Annotated in this window: 2 protein-coding genes and 1 pseudogene; 1 reads left to right on the top strand and 2 read right to left on the bottom strand. The window is 58.0% G+C overall.

The genetic code is table 11. The annotated features are described in order from the left end of the window. Positions 1-472: 472 nt before the first annotated feature. Entirely contained in the window at positions 473-940 is a 468-nt protein-coding gene (locus ACXX9E_RS29335) for a hypothetical protein (RefSeq protein ID WP_458556717.1), read from the bottom strand. A gap of 159 nt (positions 941-1099) precedes the next feature. Between ACXX9E_RS29335 and ACXX9E_RS29330 the strand changes: the two are divergent. Next, positions 1100-1315: pseudogene (locus ACXX9E_RS29330) on the top strand (DUF2970 domain-containing protein); the annotation flags it as partial. Between the two features lie 1877 nt (positions 1316-3192). Here the strand turns inward: ACXX9E_RS29330 and ACXX9E_RS29325 are convergent. Beyond that, the gene (locus ACXX9E_RS29325; protein WP_458556716.1) at positions 3193-3393 is read right to left on the bottom strand and encodes a hypothetical protein; all 201 of its coding nucleotides are present in this window, start codon (positions 3391-3393) and stop codon (positions 3193-3195) included. Between the last annotated feature and the right edge of the window lie 738 nt (positions 3394-4131).

Raw genomic sequence — 4131 nt, 5'->3', positions numbered from 1 at the left:
GGGGATCTGAAAAACCCACTCATCGCTGTAGCGGTACTTTTCACAGATCGGAGACACACATACCAGTAAGCCTTTTGTCCATGACCGCCAGATCGCGGAACCAAGTCGGTTTATGGCCAACCATTCATCAGGTCTGCATCAGTTGATGACCCAACGCGATCATGACGTAGTGCGCCCAGCTCGATATCCTCTTTGAGAGGCCAGCTGAGCAGCCGCGCGCGTCGCGGCTTTCTGACTAGCAATAAAACTGCTGACGGAACGCCGTTTGCCGCCACCGCATCCGTCGGATGGAAGAAGCCGCGCCAGTACATCTCGTATTGTTGCCAATGTCGAGGTGACGGCACGCAGCTCAGAAACTCGCTGACCGACACGTTGACGGTCACCGGCGTGGAAGGTGTCCGGCGAATGCCCGGCCCGCAACGAAACCGGAGGTTTCATGGTAGGCCCCGGTCGGCATTCGTCGGCCTCGAAGTTATGCAGGGTGACGTTGCAGCATCGAGAGTTTCCAGAACCTCGACGACGACAGCTCAATGGCCGATTGCCCGCCTGCAGTCGGCGCCGCCAGGCACAACAGGGTGTTGTCGACATCCACCTGCACTTGATACTGCTCGCGCAGCACCTTGAGCAGCAGCAGCCGGGCGAAGGCCTCGATGTCCTGGAAGGACGAGGACGGGGCTTCTGCAGCAGTTCGCGATCGAGTTGGCCGTTGAGCTGCATTCCCACGCCTTACGCCGGGCGGGCGAAGCGTTCCGATACCACGATGAGCAGGACAGTGTTGAGCTACCCCTTCAGCACCGAACAGCATTACGTAGAGCATCAGGTCGGCCAGCAGGGTATCAATTTTAGAAAGTCGGCGTGCAGGCTGCGGGTGGCGAGCGGTTTCACCGGAACAGGACGGCGCAGGCCCGCTACAACCTGGAGGCGAAGAATTACTGATCATATTCACTCCTTTTAATGGAGTCGAAGAGGAGAGCCATCTCAGTATGACGACACTCCGGTACATCCAGGTATCGCTGGCGCAGGAAATTGGTAACCAACTGTGTAAACCAGCACGTTTCAGGTTGTCTATGCTCTAGGTCGATGTGCGCGACGAGGATATATGGACGATCCAATCGACGACGAAACCACCGACCTTCTCGCAGATGCTGCACAGCGTCATCGCTGAGCATTCAGGGTGCGGAACAGCGGGAAAAACCAGGCCCAGGATTTCACCATGGCAAACCCCAGTCATTTCGTCATCCTCGGCATTCTGTTCCACGAGCCGTGTTTCACGCTGACCCTGTTCGCCATCGTCAAACTGGGTCTGCGCTTCGCGGCTGGACGGCTTGGTGCATCAGGGTTTGCAAGTGAAGCGGTAGCGATAGGAAGCGGTCGGCCCCTGGCCGAAGAGTTTGCGGAAGCTCACGCCATAGTTCAGCGTGTTGCCATTCGCAGCATTTGCGGTACGTGGTCTTCTCGATCAGCTGCAACAAGGGTCTCCAGTGCCACGCCCACGTACTGATTCAGATCAACGCCCTGCTGATAATCATGCAACTCGACCAGTGCCCACCGGCCAGCGTGAAATGCCCACCGACCAGCGCGCTCAGCGCCCGTCGATCACGGCCTGCAAGGCTCGGGTGATATATTGACACATGAACAGCACGTCTTTGCAGCATTACTTCCGGTTTCGGCAAACGCCTGGCTGATCACGCCGAAGGCCGTTTCGTCGTTCGCCGACCACACCAGCGACACCTTCGGATAACGACTGGAACAATTGCAGGACCTGTTCGTAGGCCCGCTGCTCATCCAGCCGCTGTACGACCGTCTTCCGCAGAGCGCACTTGCGGGTGTTTCAGGCCAGTGCGCGCTCGTGCATGTTCGCGCAGTTGCGCGACGGCGTGATTTTCAGACCGGAGACGCCAGCAGCTCGATCTCTTCATTGGCCGCGACCGGCGGTCAGGCGAATCGATTTCCTTCATCATCAGGTAACCGCGCCTCCTCGTCGTTCGGCACCAGGCTACCGATTCGATCGAGGTCGCTTCCCCCACCAGCGCTTGCTGGTAGGTCGCGCGGCGTTTAACCAGTGAACAGCTTCACCCCGCTGTTTCCGCAACGCCAGAATCTGCGGGGCAACGTATTGCTCGTTGAACATCAGGTAGTCGGGGGCGATTCAGCCCTTGCAGCGCCAGCAGGGCCTGGGCGATAGATCCAGTCGGGTTGACGCTGGGCGTCGATCTGCCTGGATACCAGATCCCAGCAGGTTCCAGCCTGCATGAATTGCGAATAGCTGACCAGAAGGCTTCCTGTGTCGACCCGGGTTAAAGAAACGCACCGATTCCCGCTCTGGCAGCGGTCGCGAACAGCGCCTAACAGCAGCAGGTTCAGGTGAAAATTTTTCAACATGAACATTGCGGCCCAGGGAAAAATGGCCCGCATTATCGCACAATGGACCCGGCTATTCGCTCATTAATCCCGCCTTTTGTCCAACAATCATTCGAAAAACGGGCCCGGATGGGTCGTTTTATTGATGACTGGTTCCAGAAATCTGCACCATTCCACCACCAGAATGATATCGGGACAAGAAATGCCCACATAAACGCTGCATCACTTCCTTGCCTTGGTCGGATTGTTCATCATCACCTCTTGTCTCGGTTTCTCGGATGATTGCACGGAAGAGACTGAACCACACATTAAGCATTGCCGCACGACAAATGTCGGTTAGTTGACACCCGTTCTACGTTAGGCGATTTCGTTCTTTACATATCAAACATCAGCTTTTTGCATAATTTCAAACGGGTGTATTTGCCCCGGCTCCCGTTAGGGAGTCACGGGCCAGTGCACGCATCATTGCCGAGGCACATCAGACTCCGGCAGACGAAAGTGCAGCGTTTCCATCACCCAAAGCCTGAGAACAGATTTATATGTACGTATACGACGAGTACAATCAAGCAGATAATCAAGGACCGCGTCAAGCGGCCCATAATCAGACCAACGCTATCTTTGGCAGAGTGAGCTGAGCAAAGAGCGCCCCCCTGCACCTGCAAAATAGCCTGTACGTCCAGCGTTTTCACCGATGTTCCGGTGGCGATTACCCTTTTGCGGGCCAACTGGTTGCAGCGTCAGGTGCGCATAATCGTCCGTGACTACGACGAGGCTCGCCGCGTCGGTTGCGCAGCGGATACGTCCAGTTCGACTTCAGCCAGCGGTCGAAGATCATTGCGACATCCTTCCGAACGTACACGTGCGGTGCACGCGATCCCGGACCAGCAGCGGCAACTGCCTGCGCAACCGCACCGACCAGTTCGCCGGTGCCGCTGCCGATGAGCTGATGACCGCGCCCATCAGTGCGAGATCGTCCACCGCCGGGATCAAGCCCTCGGTTTCACCGCCGATTGGCCTACCTGCGGCCAGCAATTTCAGAGATCCCCGTCGACGGGTTCAACCAGCTGAACCGTGCCGCCATCGAAGCCCGCGACATCGGCCTCGAGCCGTGCGCGACGCCGCCCGGCGAGCATTGGCATGCTGGTCGATGACGGCCTCGGTCATTACCCGGTGACCGCACGTTCGTCGACAGATTCCTGCCGTCGCAGGACCTTCTGCAGTTCCTCGACGCCATCCTGCCGGTCTACAACCCGCTACCGTCGTCGCGACAACGAATACAGCCACGCGGTCGAGGAATTCCTGGTCAAGGTCCTGACCCCTGAAGTCTTTCGCGCAGAAAGTCAATGTCGAAATGCAACACCCTGCGCAGCAGCCAGACCACCCTGACCGAAGCCGAGATTCCATCGCATCACCAAGCACTTCGTCGACCCGGACTACAAGGCGCTCGACAACCAACACCGCGCAACTGGCGACTGGACGGAGCACCCGGGTTTTGCCCCTGGCGCGCCCGCAACACCCTGGCACACGAGAGCCGGGTTATGTTCATGACTCTGGCTGAAGCCGACCAGGTGTTGCTTCCGGGCGACAGCCGACAAACAGCTTGATGCCGTCGCCGATCTGGCCGGTCTACGACTGGGTGCAACTGTGCACACCTCCCACGAGCGGAACCGTCGCCGACGTCGAAGCCAGTTGTTCACCCTGTGGGCGAACTACGTGAAAGCGGTTTTCCCCACGCCGAACATCAGCTTGTGGCCGATATCATCTGCTGCC

The organism is Pseudomonas sp. GNP014 (assembly GCF_054344005.1).
The sequence above is the reverse complement of the archived record's forward strand: the minus strand, read 5'-3'. Positions and strand labels throughout refer to the sequence as shown.